This is a genomic window from Agrobacterium vitis, from assembly GCF_014926405.1.
Lineage (GTDB): Bacteria > Pseudomonadota > Alphaproteobacteria > Rhizobiales > Rhizobiaceae > Allorhizobium > Allorhizobium vitis_H.
This window is the reverse complement of record NZ_JACXXJ020000003.1, coordinates 249,343-266,530: the sequence shown is the minus strand read 5'-3', so window position 1 is coordinate 266,530 and position 17,188 is coordinate 249,343. Positions and strand designations below refer to the sequence as shown.

12 protein-coding genes are annotated in these 17,188 nt (G+C 60.0%); 1 reads left to right on the top strand and 11 read right to left on the bottom strand.

Annotation, left to right across the window (positions count from 1 at the left end; genetic code table 11):
• Positions 1-286 precede the first annotated feature (286 nt).
• Positions 287-1,429 carry a polysaccharide biosynthesis/export family protein gene (locus IEI95_RS02800; RefSeq protein WP_071207218.1) on the top strand — a complete coding sequence of 381 codons (1,143 nt, stop codon included), beginning with the start codon at positions 287-289 and terminating at the stop codon, positions 1,427-1,429.
• Positions 1,430-1,577: 148 nt separating this feature from the next.
• On the opposite strand, the gene IEI95_RS02795 is transcribed toward IEI95_RS02800, so the two are convergent.
• The 11 genes from IEI95_RS02795 to tssC all read right to left on the bottom strand — a co-directional run bounded on the left by IEI95_RS02795 (position 1,578) and on the right by tssC (position 17,183).
• Positions 1,578-2,483 carry a protein kinase domain-containing protein gene (locus IEI95_RS02795; RefSeq protein WP_156533517.1) on the bottom strand — a complete coding sequence of 302 codons (906 nt, stop codon included), beginning with the start codon at positions 2,481-2,483 and terminating at the stop codon, positions 1,578-1,580.
• A complete protein-coding gene (tagF, locus tag IEI95_RS02790) occupies positions 2,470-3,927 on the bottom strand; it encodes a type VI secretion system-associated protein TagF (protein WP_194415767.1) in 1,458 nt (485 codons plus the stop codon). Before tagF ends, IEI95_RS02795 begins: the two co-directional genes overlap by 14 nt.
• 100 nt (positions 3,928-4,027) lie before the next feature.
• Positions 4,028-7,519: a type VI secretion system membrane subunit TssM gene (gene tssM, locus IEI95_RS02785; RefSeq protein ID WP_194416245.1), complete on the bottom strand. Its 3,492-nt coding sequence runs from the start codon at positions 7,517-7,519 to the stop codon at positions 4,028-4,030.
• Positions 7,519-9,054, bottom strand: coding sequence for a type VI secretion system protein TssL, long form (tssL, locus tag IEI95_RS02780; protein ID WP_156533519.1), 1,536 nt, complete (start codon positions 9,052-9,054; stop codon positions 7,519-7,521). The genes tssM and tssL overlap by 1 nt, the downstream gene beginning before the upstream one ends.
• A complete protein-coding gene (gene tssK, locus IEI95_RS02775; protein WP_087729581.1) occupies positions 9,051-10,391 on the bottom strand; it encodes a type VI secretion system baseplate subunit TssK in 1,341 nt (446 codons plus the stop codon). Before tssK ends, tssL begins: the two co-directional genes overlap by 4 nt.
• Positions 10,381-11,640 carry an FHA domain-containing protein gene (locus tag IEI95_RS02770; protein ID WP_156537991.1) on the bottom strand — a complete coding sequence of 420 codons (1,260 nt, stop codon included), beginning with the start codon at positions 11,638-11,640 and terminating at the stop codon, positions 10,381-10,383. The genes tssK and IEI95_RS02770 overlap by 11 nt, the downstream gene beginning before the upstream one ends.
• Positions 11,637-12,647 carry a type VI secretion system baseplate subunit TssG gene (gene tssG, locus IEI95_RS02765; protein ID WP_156533521.1) on the bottom strand — a complete coding sequence of 337 codons (1,011 nt, stop codon included), beginning with the start codon at positions 12,645-12,647 and terminating at the stop codon, positions 11,637-11,639. Before tssG ends, IEI95_RS02770 begins: the two co-directional genes overlap by 4 nt.
• Before the next feature lie 8 nt (positions 12,648-12,655).
• Positions 12,656-14,437: a type VI secretion system baseplate subunit TssF gene (gene tssF, locus IEI95_RS02760; protein WP_156533522.1), complete on the bottom strand. Its 1,782-nt coding sequence runs from the start codon at positions 14,435-14,437 to the stop codon at positions 12,656-12,658.
• Complete coding sequence (tssE, locus tag IEI95_RS02755; protein WP_156533523.1) at positions 14,430-14,939, bottom strand: type VI secretion system baseplate subunit TssE; 510 nt, start codon at positions 14,937-14,939, stop codon at positions 14,430-14,432. The genes tssF and tssE overlap by 8 nt, the downstream gene beginning before the upstream one ends.
• Positions 14,932-15,759 carry a type VI secretion system accessory protein TagJ gene (locus tag IEI95_RS02750; protein ID WP_156533524.1) on the bottom strand — a complete coding sequence of 276 codons (828 nt, stop codon included), beginning with the start codon at positions 15,757-15,759 and terminating at the stop codon, positions 14,932-14,934. The genes tssE and IEI95_RS02750 overlap by 8 nt, the downstream gene beginning before the upstream one ends.
• A 17-nt stretch (positions 15,760-15,776) precedes the next feature.
• Positions 15,777-17,183 (bottom strand): type VI secretion system contractile sheath large subunit, encoded by a 1,407-nt coding sequence (gene tssC / locus IEI95_RS02745; protein ID WP_194416244.1) that lies wholly within the window; start codon positions 17,181-17,183, stop codon positions 15,777-15,779.
• Positions 17,184-17,188: the final 5 nt, after the last annotated feature.

The following is a 17,188-nucleotide window of genomic DNA, read 5'->3' as shown; positions in this document are numbered from 1 at the left end:
TAGGAAAGAAGGTGTCTACAAATCTAAGGGCTATTCAATCCTGATCGACCCGATGATCATCCACACCATGCCAGTCGAAGACATCAACAAGGGCTTCGAGCTGATGCGTGCCGTCGTAGCAATTGCTGGAGGCGAGCTATCTTTAATTTCCACTCTTGGGGTTGCGCAAAAGCAACATGTGTTTTTTGAATGTCGTTTTTGCGGCATTTGTCGTTTTTTACAATTGTTAGTTAGGCATCTGCTGCTATCTATTTTTTCTATTGATTCTTGGATTTTGGAGCAGCGAATGCGCAAGGTTTTGCCAGTTCTTTTGATTGCGATTTTGTCGAGCTGTGCAAAACCATCGGATGGACCAAGTGCTGGGGCCATCCGCTCTGCGACGTTCCCGGGCAGTTCAAGCAAAGTGCCGGTGATCGAGCTTTCCAAGGCGCCGGCTGTCACTGCTGCGGCACCGCAGTCTGGTTATTCAGCCTCCGAGCCGGGTTTGTCGGTGCTTCGCGGCGCCTATAATCAACAGAGACTGCGGCCGGGCGATGTGTTTGACGTGACTTTGCTGGATACCGGCGAAGAAGGTCTTTTTTCCTCCACCCATAGTAGTACCCTTAATCTTGGTCGCTTCACTGTCGATCCGCAGGGCAGCGTCACCATGCCTTTCGTCGGCAAGCAGCGGGTGACGGATTCCACCCCGGAAGGCCTCCAAAATCGTATTGTCCAGGGCATGAAAGGCTCGGCAGTTAACCCACAGGCCGTCGTGACGATTGTGGATAAGCCGTCCAGCGCCGTTCTGGTCAGCGGTGGTGTCAAGACCCCCGGAAAAGTGGCGCTGACAGCGCGGCGTGAGCGGGTTCTGGATATCATTTCGCAGTCAGGCGGGGCGTCCGTTGCACCGCAGGCCGCCAAGGTTACCGTTGTGCGCGGTCGGGAACGCGCAACGACGACGCTGGATCGGGTGATGAGCGATGAAAAACAGAATATCGTCCTGCTGCCCGGCGACCAGGTGATCGTCGATGGTGAACCGGCCAGCTATACGGCCCTTGGTGCTTTCAAAAGCACGGGTGAATTCCAGTTCGAAACCGGCAAGCTTACCCTGGCTCAGGCGGTTGGCCGGGCTGGCGGATTGCTGGATGACCGGGCCGATGCCCGAAATGTCTACGTGTTCCGCAACCAGTTGATCCAGGTTCCGGCATCGACGGTGACGGCAAGTGGCGCCAAGGGACCGGTAGCCATGACCACCAGCAGCAAGCCGGTAATCTATCATGTGAATATGAAAGATGCCTCCAGCATCATGCTGATGCAACTGTTCCAGATGCAGAAGGGCGATGTGCTCTATGCCAGCAATTCGGGCATGGTTGATGCTGCCAAGTTGCTGACCGTTTACCAGAAAGTGCCGTCAACATCGGCGGCACCTCTCCCTGGCTCCTCCAATTGATCATGATAAGCTGAACCTGCGGCGTGCTGGTTCTATGATTGAAGTGACCGTCAAAATTTCGGTCTTGGACATCTCAAATTCTTGATAGATTTGAGATGTCTTTAATGGTTTGAAGGCGAGAAAACCTAAGCGTTGTTACGCCCTGATATCATTCCCTTGCCCCTATCTGCGACAGGTTCGCCAAGGCTTCTTTGGCGGTTTTGGGCCTGTTTCCAGGATCAATGTTACAGAGATGCTCCGCGAGCTGTGCAAGATCGGCGTTGTGGCCTTGCGGCACAGTGTCGAGCATTCGCAAGAGCACTCGACCTGCACCGTAGAGATCCATCGCTGTCGCTGCCTTGCTAGAAGCACTCTGTTCCGGTGCGCAATAGTCCGGGGAGCCGGCTTCTGCAAGACCGAGATCGGACCAGCTAGCGCCGCATTCTATGGTCAAACCAAAGTCGGCTAATCTTGCTATCCGCCGCAGCGGATCGAGAATGATATTGCTGGGGGTAACATCACCGTGGACAAGGCCGCGGTTATGCAAAGCCTCAAGTGCGGTCAGCAGATCATGCATGATTTGCGCTACGTCGAGGCCGGTTCCTCCCTCCCTCTCCAGGCTCTCCCTCAGAGAATACCCAGACCAGGGCTGGATAAGGCCTGGGCTGCCATCGGCCAGTCGCAACAGCATTGAGGTGCCAACCAGACTGGGATGGTGCAGGTCGAGGCTAACCCGGGCTTCACGGATCAGCAGTTCCGCCTGGCTGGCTGACGAAGCCCCATCCTTGGTCAGTGTTTTCAGGACATAGGCGGTTCCCAGATCCCGGTGACGCAGCTTGAGAACGCGGCTATGGCGACCCTCGTAAAGCAGGGTTTCGACGGCAAATGTTCCTGCGATGAAGGTGGGGTCCGAGGGAGCCAATGTTTCGGCCCGTCGGTCGAGAGCGTTTCTCAATCGGTCGATCAGGAGCCGCTGTTCCCCGTCAGTATGGGGTGTCCCACTATTCCCGTGCACAGCTTGCATCAGGGCGTTGAAACGGGCGGCGACGTCGCTGAAACTTTCAGGCAGAGGCATCGGCACGCGCCAGGCTAACGACGATAGCGCTCACATTTTCGCGCACATTGGCAATCAAGGCCTCCTGAATCAGCCGCTCGGCACTTTCGGTATCGGTGCATTGGTGCAGAATTTCCGCAACGGTTCGCTCCGTCAGGACCTGGATCAGCGGAAAACTGCATAACAACAGACGATCGCCCGGTAATATGTCGGTGGTCAGCGTTTCCGGCAAGAATTGCTGATCCAATCCGACCCCGCGCCGCAGTCGTTTTTGCAGGCCGATGGCAATATGGTCGCGGGTCAGCGGTACCATTGTGCCGTCACGCAACAGATAGGCTCGGGCGTCGCCCGCCCACACCAGCAGAAGTTGATCACTTACCAAAGCCGCGACAACAACGCTGGCGGCGGGTGGGGTTCCGTCTGTGCGTTGCGCGCGGGCTTGCAGCAGGCTATTGGCTCGGCCAAGCTTGCCTTTGATTTCCTGCAACATGGTATCAATATCGGCGGTGTCACCGATTTCGGTCAACTGGCCTGCGGTATAACGTGCGGCTTCCTGCGACGCGGTGTCATCTCCGACACCGTCGGCAATGGCGAAAATCCTCGGTTTTTCGCAGATGAATAGCCCGTCCGCATTGATCGAAAACCGCGTACCGGCATGGGTGGCGTAACTGTAACGCAGCCCAGCTGCTTGCGACTCAGCTGTTTTAGGGTCTCTGGGTGGCTTATCCGGGCTTGGAGCGGCCCGTTGAGGTGCAGGTTTTGCCTCGGCTGGTATCGGGACTGACGCTGGGGCCCGGGCTGGGGCAGGGGCGGACGCGGTATTGTCTTGCGGTCGGGACATAAGACCCGCGCTTTGTCGGAAAAGCCGCAGGAAGTCCTCGGCTTTCATCTGACTTGAAAAGCGAAGTCCCTGCGGTTTTGAGGTTTGCGGATCGATATACCACCAGAGTGCAGTGCCATCTTTGCTGGCGGTGGCGGTGCCCTCTTCCTCCTGGGGGCGGGGCATACGCATGCGCTTCAGGGTTTCAGTGAAGCGGTTAATGTCAAATTCCCGCGTCATCGTTGATTCAGCCAGTCCTTCGGCGGCCATGAACCAGGTGTGGTCCAGAAACAGCGTGCGGGGGTGATGTGTGAACCGGTGCATCTGCGCCATGATGATCAGCGGAAAACTGCGACCGACACGGTCACGGCTGGCCAGCATGACACCCGCATGAGCAACCTGGCCCCAAACGCCTTTTTCGACGATGAACCGCCAAGGCGGGGAGGCGCTGAACAGATCCGGCCAGGCCGCGCCGAATTCCTGTTCACAGGCATGCAAGCCGCCACGGATCCAGCCATCGAGTGTGGCGACCATTTCCCGTTCCAGGCCTTCCGAGAGGAAATCCCCATGGCTTGGTAATTTGCCGAAAAACCCGATCCGGTCCTGACCGGCGGGCTTTTCTGTCTGGGCAGGTCGCAATGCCATGGCTTGCCTCTTCCTCAGGATGCATCCCGGCGGAGTGATCCGGGGTGCCTTTGACAGGGAGGTAGGACCCGGCCATCATGCCGGGTGCTACGATTGCAGATCAGAACTGGGTCGGGCAGGTAAATTCGGACAGCGCCTTCAGCCTGAAGGCATTCAACACCGAACCGAACTGCACATCGAATTCAGCCACCTGGTTATCGTTGGTGAATTTCGCCCGGAACAGATCGTCGCCTTGGTTTTGGATATTTGCATCGTCAAACAGGCGGAAAGGCGACCAGTCGCCATTTTCAGTCTTCGCCTGTTGCCAGCCGCCGGGCTGGAAGGCAATCCGCGACATGCTGGCGGCATCCTTCGATGGCCAGGTTATGGTTTTTGCCTGAACCGGGCCGTGGAAATATACCACCCGTTCGCCCTGGATTTCCAGCATCACCGCCGTCGAGGTCTCACCAAGCGACACCGGCTTGACATTGATGGCAATCGCCGGTGTCTCGCTGCCATTCGGGAAGAAAGCGCGGAAGATCTGGTCGGCCCTTTCAAACTCGGCTATGCCCTCGCTGGGAATGCCAGCCGCGCCGAAGGTGCCTTTCCAGCCCCAGGGCGAGATCGACTGATCGACGAAGGGTTCCATCCTTTGCTTGAAGAAGGTCTGGAACAGGCCCTTCGGACCGAAAAGCCGGATGAAGTCGTTCATGGCCACGTCGCGGCTGGAGGCGCGGTCGAAGGGATAGCGGCCCGTGACGATGGAGCTGCACAGGCCTGCCCCTTCGCTCGACCACAGGTCGCCAATCCGGCTGCGGGCCGATTTGACGGCGAGTGAGCCGGTATCGGCGGCAAGTCCGGCCATCCAGCCATCCAATGGTCCAGGCAGACGGCGGGCATCCTGGAGCAGGTCCTGATTGGCTCGTGTCAATTGGCTATCGACATCGAACACTTTTGCTACCTCTGCTGAGGACGTAACCGAGCGGGCCAGCTGGTCATGCAGCGCCGTGATAACTGGCAATATCGCCTCGACCTGGGAGGCGGGTTTATCCTGTTTATCTGTTGTTGCCTTGCGGCTATCGTCTGCGGCAGGCGTATCCAGCGCCTCGCGCAAGCGGCTATAGGGATCAGGGGCGGCCATGGAGGATGCCAGCATGGCAGCAACCGTGTCGCCGCTGGCGGATGACACCAGCGTGGTCATGCCCGCCGTGTCACCCTTCGGGCGCAAGTCGGTCGCATCGGCAATCGAGCGGGCGGCCTGGGCAACGATATTGCGGTCATTGGAGAGGATGCGCGTGGTTTCCACCGCATCACCAAGACTTTGCGACGGCCTGACGGCGAGATCCCCCAGCACGGAGGCCCAGCGCTGTTCAAGCCGGTCATAGTAGATCTGCAAGGCCGCCTGGGCTACCGATTCCAGCGTCTGGCCGCGCAATTGCGCATTGGAGCCGCGCACCCATTCTTCTTGCAGCGCTTCGCGGGCGGCGTCGGCAATATGCGGCAGGACGACGGTGCGGTAGCCGGTCGCGGTAAATAATCCCTCGACCCCTTCCGTCAGCAGCGCGCCGGACTTGCGGATGAAGGCTTTTTCACCCAGCGCGCCAAAGGCAAGCGATGGCTGCCACGGCATCAGCGCCTGCGCTTGTTTCGATCCGGCCAGGATGTCGAAAGCCCGTTCGGCAACGGTCTGGTTGCGGATGGTGTTGCGGGCCTTTTCAATAAGCCGCTTGTCGATTTCGACCGGTGGCAATACGCCTGCCGCCATCGCGCTGGCATGTTGTATCAGCGCTTTGCGGGCCGCTGTCCGGCCTTCGCCCGGATAAAGGGCGTTAAACATCTGGGTTGCCTGGGCCGAGACAAATTCCCGGTCGAGCCGCCCCAGTCCGCCCAGCATTTCATAGAGTTTCAGCGCATTGAAGGTACGCGTTACATCGCTTTCACCGGTCAGGTCCTTTTGCAATTGCACCAGCATACGGGGCAACAAAAGGCTGTTCAGTGCGCGCTGATAGGCGTCGCGCTGGCGACCGGCAATCTTGTCGCGCTGGCTGAGACCGAAACTTGCGGCCCAGACATAGCGGGTGTCAAAGCCGGTTGGAACCGCACGCAGATTGTCCAGCGCAGGCAGGACGCGCAGAAAATCGGCATCCGACACATTGCGCACCGGCACATCCTGGATCAGCTTGTCATAGGCGTTCAGATGTTCTTCGGCCTGGGCGAGAGCGGCCCGGTTCTGGAAAAACGTCATGGTCCATCCAGCAAACACAATGACCACCGCCGCCACAGCCAAACCCCAAACAGCCTGGCGCAGCAGAACCTGGCGAGAGGAAAGGCGCTTGTCGCGTGCAACCAGGGCAGCTTCATTGAAGATAACCTCGCTGAACAGTTTTGGCAGGAAATAACTGCGCCGCGTTCGGTTTGTCGTGGTGCGGGCCAGGGTTTCATCCGGCTGTGTCGCGGAGACGAAATAGATACCACGGATCAGTGGAGCCTCGACCAATGACGAGCCGGTGCAAAGCTCGCTGATCGCCTCACCGAGCTTCTCCTGCAAACTGGCAAGCTCGGCCGGAAAACGGAAAATCCGGCCGCGGATGTCGGCACTTTGTTCCTGTTGCAGCCGCTCGATCAGCATGGCATCGACACGCTGTTGCAACAGCGCGAATTCCTCGGCAAAACGCTCCGGCAATGTCTTTGCGCCGTAGCTTTCCTCCAGGCCGAAAGTCGTACCCCAGACCTGTTCGCGGTCGCTCTTGTTGAAACTATCGTAGAATTCCACGAAACCGGTGAGAAGATCGGCCTTGGTCAGCAGGATATAGACCGGAACGCGGGCGCCGAGATGGTCGTCCAGTTCCGCCAGCCGCTTGCGGATCGCCCGCAGTTCTTCGCGCTGGGCTTCCGGGTCGCGGGTCAACAGATCGCCGATGGACAGTGTGAGAAGCGCGCCATTGACCGGCTGCGAACGGCGATAACGGCGCAGCAGGCCGAGAAACCCTTCCCATCCGGCTTTCGATGATCCATCGAGGTCATCCTGGGTCGTATAGCGACCGGCGGTGTCGATCATGATCGCCTGATCGGCAAACCACCAATTACAATTGCGCGTGCCGCCAATGCCCTTGACGGCATCGCTGCCAAGGGCGTCGCCAAGCGGAAATTGCAGGCCGGAATTGGTCAGCGCTGTCGTTTTGCCGGAGCCGGGCGCCCCGAAAATCACATACCATGGCAGCTCATAGATATAGCCGAAGCGTTTCTTGGTAATCCGCCGCAGCAAGGCCAGCGCTTCTTTCAGCCGGTTGCTGATTTCGCTGACTTCGGCCTGCTGGTTGGCCAGCGCCTGCGCCTCGATACTGTCGACCAGTTCCTTGTCCTGGCGCTTGGCGCGGACCATGGTGACAATCATATAGGCGGTCCAGATGGCAAAGATCACCACCATGGTCCAGATGCGGGCGGAAACGCTGGCGAGTGGCTTGAAGCTGCCGAAGGCGGCCAGATAGCCGTAGAACCAGATCAGCACGCAAAGAGCGATGACCCAGATCAGCGATATAAAGCGCCGCCCGACGACACCCGCGTAGGAATCGACATAGGAGCGTATGGTGTAAAACCAGCTGAGTGGATTGATCACGGCTTGGCCCCCTGCTGCGTCTTTATACTTGTGTTCGGCACTTGATTATTGGGACCGTTGTCGATGCTTTCAACGGGCGGGGTCAGGATGCCGGCATCGGTGATTTTCTCGTCGGGATTGGTCAGAACGAGGATTTCCGTGCGCCGGTTCATTTCACGCCCCTCCGGCGTGTCGTTACCGGCAATCGGATCGCTATCGGCGCGGCCTTCGGTCAGGATGGCATCCGGTCCGGTAAAGCTGGAAAGGATTTCGCCCACCGCTTTGGCGCGAGCCTCCGACAGGTGCCAGTTGGACGGAAACTGCACGGTCTTGATTGGCACATTATCTGTATAGCCGATCACCACCGCCCTGAATTTTTCTGCCGCCAGCGCCCCGCCGATGCGTTGCAGCAGATCGCGGAACTGACCCTTCACATCGGCGCTGCCGGTGTCAAACAGACCGGAATTGTTGATGCGGACGCGCAGCCGTCCATTGGCGTCAGACAGCGAGACCAGTTTCTTTTCGACTTCCGGCTGAAGGAAGGTAATGAGGTTTTTCAAGCGGCTTGGCGGCGGCGGTGCCGGGGGCTTGACCGGCTGCGGTTCCGGCTCCTGCTGCGCAACGGTTGGCTGGGGCTGTGGTTCCGGTACGGGAACCGTGATCATCACGCCCGGCGCCTCATGTGGTCCAAGCCCAGCCAGCCGCTCGAAAGTCCGGTCGGAACTGTCGTTCAGGGTCAGGGTGAAAAACAGATAGCCAAGCCCAAGCGCCAGGGCCAGCAGCGATAGCACGGTCCATAGCGCCGCCATGGTGCGAAGCGGTTTGTGGCGGGCATGGACGCCCTGCCAATGGGGCGAAAGCTCCCGTTCAAACACGCCATATTGGCCAAGCAGGGTTTTGTAGAGACTGTCGCGAATGCGGGAAAGCTCAAGTGGTCCCTTGGAAGAAACACGGGTACGGCCTTCGAACGCCAGGGACAGGGACAGGTAGATCAGCAGCAGCAGATCCTTGGCAGACCCAGGCGATTGATGGAAATGATCGAGAATATCGAACACCCGGTCGCCGCCCGTCACGTCATTGTGGAAGGTGGAGACAAGGCCCGAGCGCGCCCATCCGGCCCGCACGCCCCAAGGCGTAGACAAAACCACATCGTCGATCGTGGCGCAGACGACATAATGGGCGGCGCGCGCCCGTTCCGGGCTGATACGGGCGCTGGCGAGGTCACGCTCATAGCGGTTGACCGCATTGATGCAGACCTGGCGCAGTTCCTCTATATCCGGCTGCTCAGAGCGGTAGCGCAGCGCATGGGCAAGGTTGAGCAACGGTGCCGCCGAGCGCACCAGCACCGGCATTTCGCTGCTGCCGAAGCGGAAATTGTCGATCAGATGTGCGACAGGCATCCGCGTCCCGCTATCGGCGGGTGCCGGTTGCGATGTTTCGCCGTCGAGCAGGTCGGCGACCTTGCGGGCGTTGTCGTCCTGGAGGCGTTTTTCCTCCGTGACTTCCACCACGGTCGGCAGATCCTGCCAGGAAGGAGGCCGTTCGTTGCTCATTCTCTCAAGGCCCACATTTCGAGTTCAAGACCAGGGAAGTCGCCTGCCAGGTGCAGGGCAATCGCCCCGGATGTTTCAAGCTGTTTCCAGAGCGGCGTCTTGGTATCCAGCTCGAAATAGATGGTTCCGGCCCGGTAAGGCAGCTGGCGTGGCAGAACTGGCAACGGGCGCACCGGAATGCCCGGTAGGGCCACATTGACCAGTTCGGCAATCCGCTCCACCGGCCCGACCTTGATACGGGCGGGAAGGGTGCGGCGCACGTCTTCCGCCGACATGTCCGCCCGCACTGCCAGCACAAAACCGGCATCGCGCAGCAGGCTGCGGTCGTTGATCGTGCCGACCCGCACGCCGTGGCGACGCTCCACCAGCTCGATGGCAACAGCCGATTGCGCCAGCACCGAGGACAGCGAGGTGCGCAAATCCTCGAAGACAGCACCAAACGTCGCCTTCAGATCGTCATGGCGATAAGCGGGGAAATCCGTCGCCCGCTTGCTCTCCATGGTGAACGTCGCAAGCTCGCCGGCCAGCTGAATGCATTGCTCGTAAAACTGTATGGGATGCAGGCGTGTGGCGTTGGACAATGCATGTTTCAACAGCGGATCGGCGCGGTTGAGGATCTGCAACAGGAAATAATCACCAACTTCCGCGGTGCCGCGAATGGTAGGATCGCCGATCCGCTCGGCAATCGCTTCCGCCCGGTGCCGGACGATGCCCAGCAATTCGGTCATCAATTCATGCAGTCTTGAGGACGCCGTGCAGTTCAAGCTGGCTGGAATGAAATCCGGGTCGAGGAGAACAGCCTTGTCGGAGCGCACCTCGACCACGCGGGCAAGGCCCAGCAGTTCATAACCAGCCAGATCGTCGCCGGTCTTCAACAGCTTCAGGTTCAGCCGTCCGACATCGATGGGCGCCAGGAAATCGGTTTCCACATTGGCATCGGGCGCTTCATAGGGCGAGGCGACAAGCCGCACACTGTTGACCGAGGAGGTGCCGGTCTGGGCCATGTCGGCCTTGCCGGGCTGGCGGGCGGGAAGGGCCAGATAGATTACCGCGTTCTTGACGGATTCGTCCAGCTCAAGGGCTGCTGGCAGGTCGGTATCCTCAGGCGCATCGAAGGGCGTACCATCCGGCAGCATGCCACGCAGGCCCGACAGGGCGAACTGGCCGATGGCAAGGGCGCTGCGGTCCAGGCCAATCTCCAGAATACCCCAGGGATAAGGCGTAAGGCTGCGCGCCACCGAGCGCACCAGACGCTCCGTCCAGCGGTCGGACTGCTGGAAATGTTGGACGCGAAGGAACATGCCTTCGGTCCAGGCAACCCGGTTTTCATGTCTCATCGGTTGTTTCTACCCCCATTACTCTGTCGGCTTGAACCGGTACGGCTGGCTCTTCGGCCTGCTCGCCCATGGCGGCGCGACGCATGAAATCCCTGAATGAAAGAATACGGCCCTCGGCCTGAAACAATTGCCGATAGGCCGCCCAGTAGTCACGCTCAGCAAGGAACGGCAGGCGTACCGGCGAGTTTGCGTCTACCTTGGCCTCCAGCAGGCGTGGGTCCAGCGACCGGCCTGCCGCCTGCATCATGGTTTGCAAAATCGCCGCGAAGGCCTCCTGCTGTCCGGCAAAGGCTTCAAGTCGGGCGGCAAGATCGGTTCCGCCGCTGGGCGAAAGGGCAGGTACAGCATCACCCGGCAGGTCGAAGGCCGCGATGCTTTCGGCCAGCGCCTCTTGGGCGCGGGAGAGCGCCGCCATCATCCGCTCCGCTTGCAGATCTGAAGCCGATGGGCTCTGTCGCGCATCCGGCTCCTGATCCTCAGGATCGGCGAACACGGCGTCAAATTCGTCCTGCGGTTTTGACCGCTCCTCTTGCGGAGGGGGCACGTCCTGCGGCGGACGGCGAACGGGTGGCGCGATGGTAACGAAGGTTTTCGGCGCGGCCAGATGTTCCATGGCGCTTCCACCGGCATCCTCATCGAACCAGTTGTCCGGCAAGACGGGTTTCATGCCATCGGTCTGCGGCGGACCGCTCCAGCCGATATCGACATGACGGGTAAAGCTCTTTTCCTTGTCCGCCCGACGGTCAGATTGTGTGGCTCCTCCAGACATGCCTCGCTCTGAGGGCCGAGGTTGCTTCCACGGTTCCTCCACCTGCCGGTCTCCCAGAAGGCCGCGGGCGGTGGTGCCATTCGGGGCGATATCGGCAAGGATCGAGGAAATCGTCAGCGTCTCACTGCTAACCGGCATGGTTGGATCGGGATCGACCGCCTCAGGCGTCGCCTCACCGGTAATCGAAACGGTAAACCGGTAGCCGCGCACATCAATACTGGCGCCGTGCTTGAGCCGGATCGTATCGCCTTCCAGCAGCAGCTTGCCATCGACCAATGTGCCATTGGCGCTCTGGTCGCTCAGTATATAGCCGTCCCGGTCCCGGCTGATGGTGCAATGCAGTTTAGAGACGCGGCATTCATTGTCCGTAACTTGCCAATCGCAGGCAGGGGCGCGGCCAATGGTCCGGCGACCATAGTCTAGCGTCCAGGTGGTCTGGCCCTTGGTAACTGGTTTTTCGGGGCGAAGTTCCAGCTTCATGCCAGACCTCCCTGCGGCATGGCCTGATATTCGGTGACCACGGCATCGCGGCTGTCAGTGCTTGCTGGGGCCAGCCGCGCCCAGCTGTTCCAGCCGAGCCGGGCAGGCATGGTCGCAGACCCCATCTGACAAAAAGGAATGTCTTCTTTTTTCAGGACGACCTGGGCATCGATATCGAAGCCGTTGCCGATAAACAGGCGGGCGAGGGCGAAGATTTCCGCAAGACGCGGCTTGCCAGGCGATAGGCTGATATAATCGTCATAGCCAACCGGACCGATGACCAGCCTCAGCGCCCCGCTCCGGTCCATGACGGATGCACCCGCCATGGCGTTGACGCCGAGCCTTGGGCCGGACCCCTTGCCCATCTGGCTCAACTCTGCCGACGGAATGGAGACCCAGCGCGGACGAAACTGCTCAATCGCCACCGCCATGCCGGTAAACTCCTCCAGCATGGCTCGAAGACTGGCGACATTGCGGGTACGGTCGGCAAAAAATCCGGAAAACCGCAGGATCACATCTTCATTGATGCCGGCTTTTTCCACCAGTCCGGCGGTGCCGAATCCGGTCAGCGATAGCAACACCTTGCGGAAGGTGTTTTGTTCCTTGGTGGCACTCCATCGCAGCCGCCGCGCCAACCGGTATTTCTCGCAGGCCGCCACAAACAGTTCCGAAAACCGGATAGCGAACAGGTTGAGAAAGCTGATCAAGGCGCGGGAACGGCGGCGCTCTTCGCGCAGCAGCAATTCGTTATATTCCGGCGGCAGCGCGCCAAGCGGTCCAACCAGCGGCGCAAAAGCCGATTTGACGACATTGCCCTGCAATTTTCGGCGAAAACCGCTGACGGCAAGGGGGGCTGGCTGAATGCCGGAATGGGGACCGACGTCCAGCTCCGTTCCCGACGACAGATGTTGTGCCACCCGAAATGCCGTGGTCGGTTCAAAATGGCCGGGGTCCTGCTCCAGCAGGCGGGCCAACTTATCCTCATTGGGTTTGATCTGGATATTCATCACCACCCCTACAGCAAAGGCCGCTCGGCGGCCCGGGCGGGCCAGCGGACAATTGGCTCGGACTGGCCGCGCATGGTCAGGGTCAGCCGGGTGAAACTGTTGACCGAGGTATAGAGCCCGCAGAAATGATCAATGATGCTGCCGAAGATGAAGGCGGCTGCCCGGTCGATCATAGCCGGGTCAAATTCGATCGTGACATCGGTGCCTGGTACCATGGCGGGGCCAAGCCGGGCGAGTGCGTGCTTGGCCTCGACGCGGCTGATAGCTTCGACAAGCTGTCGCGTTTCCGGCGCATCGCGCAATGCATAGAGCGAAAGAATATCCTTCAGTGCCGAACCGTCATTGTCGAACAGTGACAGATGATTGAGCAGCAGATGGGAGACCAGCCGCCATTGGCGGGCCAGTTTTTCATGGATACGAATGGCGGGCGTTGGCGGTAAAAGCGCCTTGATCTCGGCCACGCTTTCACTGCGCTTGACCAATTGAAGGTGCGGGTGACCGCCGCCGAAAGGCAATTGGCTGGCCAGGTCTCTGTTCAGGCATAGGGTATCGACGCTGGCCGTCAGTCCGGTCGGCTCAAGCGGACCGCGATTGCGATCAACGAAGGCGATCTGGGTATCCGAGGAGCCGTCATCCTCATCGAACCGGCGAACCGCCTGCCAGAACACACTGCTATTGGCGCCGCGCTGGCTGCTCCCGAAAAATGGCCGGGCATCCTGTTCTTCGCCGGACGCCGCCGAAAGCCGGACCTGTTCGACCATGTAGATTTCCCGGGTGGTTTGGCGGCGGCTGTCAGGCAGGAGCGAATATTCCGTGCGGCTGCCATCCAATGTCAGCGGTTCAGAGCTTTGCCGGAACAAATTGATGACCGGGGTGGCATTGAGGACGATGTCGCTGGCGGAAATCATCCGCTCCAGTCGCGCGTCACTGCTGTCCAGATAGATGTAAAGCTCGACATCATCGCCCTGCCAGCGATCCATGCCGGATACTTCCAGGAACAGAAATTTTTGCGGCAACGTGAAAAACTCGGTCAGCAGTCGGTATCCGGCAAAACTGCCCGGTGCCGTTGGAAGCATCGCCTGCTCCGGCGCAAACCCCAGCGGACGCAGGTTTTCCGCTGGCAGAAAGACCGCATTGCGATCCTCCGAATGGCGTGCCAGCGCCATGCCGATGCAATGATTGGCCAGAAGCTCGAACAGGGCGGCGGCCTGCGCCCATGCGGAGGCAATGAAAAAAGTCAGGCGCTTGACGCCAAGCCCGGCCATGCTGTCCTGCTTGGGGGCCGTAGAGCGCAGGGACAGACGCAACACGCCTGCTGCACCTGCAAAGGGTGCCGCTGGTGCATCGAGTGGCAAGCCGGTCAGGCTGGCTGTGCTCACCGTCATCGGGACAATTTCCACATCCTGCGTGGTGCGGAACTGGCAGGGATCGCCGCCGACCGGCTCGCTGACGATGTCGGTATGGCGCGGCAGCAATTGCATGCCGGCCAGCGTTGCGCCTGGCGCAAATTGCACGATGCTCATCGGCGGCACCGGTGCCAGATAATGCGGGTAGAGGGTTTCCAGCAGGCTGTCGGTCAGTTCCGGAAATTCATCGTCCAGTTTCTGGCGAACGCGGGCGGCGGAATAGGCGAAACTCTGGATAATCCGCTCCACATGCGGATCGTCGGCCACATCACCCGACAGACGCAACCGCCCGGCAATTTTCGGGAAGGCGCGGGCGAATTTTTCCGCGCGCCTGCGCAGCGCGAACAATTCGTCATTATAGCGTTCCAGAAAGGTCTCAGCCATTCGACGCCTCGATGCGGAAAGCCTGGGTGGAGGGGTCGATGCGAGATTCGAAACTGACCGGCGGCATCCCGTCATAAAGACGGAACGTACCGTTGATGCGCATCCGCAAGGCGCGGTCGCCCTCTGTATTGCCTTTGAGGATCGTGACCTTGACGTCGGCGAGGCGGGTCTCAAACAGCGCAATGCGCCGTTCCACCAGTCTTGCCAGCCGAAGTTTGGATTCGTCCGTCGAAAGATTGGCCGAAAGAACACCATCGACGCCATAGGAGACCAGCGCGTCCTGCAACTCGACAAGTCCATCCGGTGGTGCCTGCGGGCAGCGGCGGGTGTTCAACAGCGCTTCCAGGTCGCGGCGGATCACTTCGCGCATCTCACGCACCTGTTCGCTGACGCTGGTTTGCGGATCACTGTCCATATCAGGCGTATCGTCCAGCAGCCGGTCCAGGACGGATCGGTTCAATACCCGTTCAGAGGCGCGAAACCGCTGTAATGGATCAACCATGGGCAGCCTGCCTTTCGCCGGTCGCATCCGATTGCAAGCTTTCAAGATCGTGGAAAGACACCAGTTCGTCGCCCGCCAGTAGGCATCGCTGACCAAGACCGGTGACGATCCCGTCCACCGCATCCACCCACTCGGTCTGATGGCCGAGTTGCAGGGCAGGGCTGGAATCGGCGCCATAATAAATGGCGGGGAGAAGCACGGTCGCCTCGGCGCCGCTTTCCAGTGTCAGTTCCGCCGGGCGGAAGGCCGTGTCCCGGGGGCGGCGTATCGGTTGAGGCGTAACAGACGCGATCCTTGAAAAATCGACCCAGAGATAGGCGCCGCCGGTGGTCAGCACTTCAAGCGCATGAGGGATACGGTCGTCGAGATCGCGGATATCGGCAACGGCGCCGCGGTTCCATAGCATTGGCACAGTGCTTCGGCTCTCTTCCAGTTCGGCAAGCAGGGCCACAGCCTCGCTTGCCGCTCCTTCCTTCAGGGCCAGGTTGAGCTTTAACGCGATCTGGTCGGTAGCGGTGGGGCCACTGGGAAAATCCGGCAGGGCACCGGTTTCAAACCAGGCTTTGCGGGCTGCCATCCCACGGATCTGCTGGCGCAGCATCGAAAAACCGACGGCATCCTGCGGCTGGAAGCGGACAGCCAGTTCGCACTGGCTGTCGGCTTTTTCATAATCGCCAGCCAGAATCAGCAGGTCGATATAGAGATGGCGCAGGTCATGATCGCTGGCCGCCGTTTTCAATTCGGCTTTGACGGAATCCATGGCCTGGGCAAGATCTGCATCATCGAGCAGGCTGGCAATGCGGCGGGAGGCGGTACTCATGCAACTATCCTTTTCGGTTACGTCTGCCCGGCGCTAGCGCCCATCGCGGCAGCGCCCGAGGTTTCGGCGACGAGATGAAAACTGGTGGAGATATCATCGAGCTGGAAATGCGGCTGCAATCTGACCGTGCAGGAAAAGGCGCCGGGTTTTCCAGGAATTTCCGTGACGTGGATGCCCGCGGAACGCAGCGGATAACGGCTTCTGAGCGACACATCCGCATCGTCATTGCCAAGCGTATAGCCCGACAGCCAATCTTCCAGCCGCCGCTGAATGACATTGGCGGTGCTGAGCTGGCCAATATTGTCGCGCATGATCACCTTCAGGTAATGCGAGAAGCGTGACGCGCAGAGCACATATTGCAGCATGGCCGCCAGCCGGGCATTTTGCCGGGCGGTTTCGCTGGAATAATGGCCCGGCGCGTGCAGCGACTGGTTGGCGTTGAAAATCGCGGATGATGAAAGATAGGTCGTGGCAACGGGGACGATGCCGAGATCGGATAGCTGCAATTCCTGGGAGCGGGTCAACTTGACCTCGACGGGCGGCTGGGCGGACAGGCCCTCGCTTTCCACGCCGATATCAAGGCCCGGCAATTGCCAGGGCGCCAGCATGCCGCCATCGATCTCGTCCTGGGTCACGCCGCGCATATCGGCAAACCAGCCGGAATCGATAAAGGTGCGCAGAATAATCGCCGCAAAGGCGAAGGCACTGTTACCCCAGAGCAAAGTCTCCCCGGTTTCGGCGAGATGTTCACGAAACGGAAAACCGTCATTGCGCTTACGCCAGAATGGCTTGTGGGGCGGACGCATCAGCACGCGCGGTGCTACCAGGCCCAGGAACCGGGTATCGTCACTGCCGCGCAAGCTGTTCCAGCGCAGCCGCGTCTTGTCCTGTTGCAACCAGGAAAAATCGGAAACCCGGTTCAGTTCGCGGAAGGTTTCAAGCCCGATGGCCTGCGGCGATGCACCGGCTATGAACGGACAAAAGGCCGCTGCGGCTACTGTTGAAAGGCGCGCCAGCGTACTGACCGTATCGGCGCCGTCGATAGCGGCGGGAGAGAGGTCGTAATCGCCTACCAGAAGTCCGAATGGTTCGCCGCCCGGCATGCCGAATTCGCGGTTATAGACCAGTTCGAACAGGTGGCTCTGGTCGAAATCGGTGGCGCGTTCCATGCTGCGCGCCAATTCTTTCCAGCTGGCGCTGATCAGCTTGATTTTTACCTCGGCGCTGCGGCCCGCTTCGCGGACCAGCAAGTCAAGGCCAAGCCACCGCGCTTCCATCGCCTGGAAGTCGGGATGATGTAGAATTGCATTCACCTGCCGGTTCAAAACCGCGTCGATTTCCGCGATCAACCGATCCGCCAGCATCCGTGACGATGTCCTCACAATACCCCCCGGTGGACGCGCATGCCTGATGACGTTGACGATAGAGG